Raw genomic sequence first — 357 nt, 5'->3', positions numbered from 1 at the left:
TGTAAATTTCATCTAACAAAATTTTTCCGCCAATCAGTAAAGTGGTATCAGAGTTAGTGAGTTTAATACTCTTGTCTGGGGCGTCAAATTGATATCTTGGCCGCTCTAAAAAACGTGTGAATAATGCCGAAGAAATGGCCACTTCTGCCGCTTTATCATCTAGTTGTGCATTAACCACGTTGTCTCGATCTAGCTCTTCGATTTTACGCTCTTTTTGATCGACTTGATGGTCAAGTTCAGCTAAACGTTTTTCCAGTTGATCAAGGCGTTTATATGTTTCATTTGCAAGCACAGGTTGTTAGCTTATTATCGTTCCTACAGCAGTTTCACAAACTGAGTGATGAAATATGTTCATCT

General features: G+C 38.4%; 1 pseudogene. It reads right to left on the bottom strand.

Annotated features, from left to right (window positions below):
- Positions 1-292, bottom strand: a pseudogene (locus tag CWB85_RS22305) (DcaP family trimeric outer membrane transporter); the annotation flags it as partial.
- Positions 293-357: the final 65 nt, after the last annotated feature.

Origin of the sequence: Pseudoalteromonas sp. S1727 (assembly GCF_005886375.1) — a bacterium.
Classification (GTDB): Bacteria; Pseudomonadota; Gammaproteobacteria; order Enterobacterales; family Alteromonadaceae; genus Pseudoalteromonas; species Pseudoalteromonas haloplanktis.
Note: the sequence above shows the minus strand (reverse complement) of the source record. Positions and strands in the feature narration are given on the sequence as shown.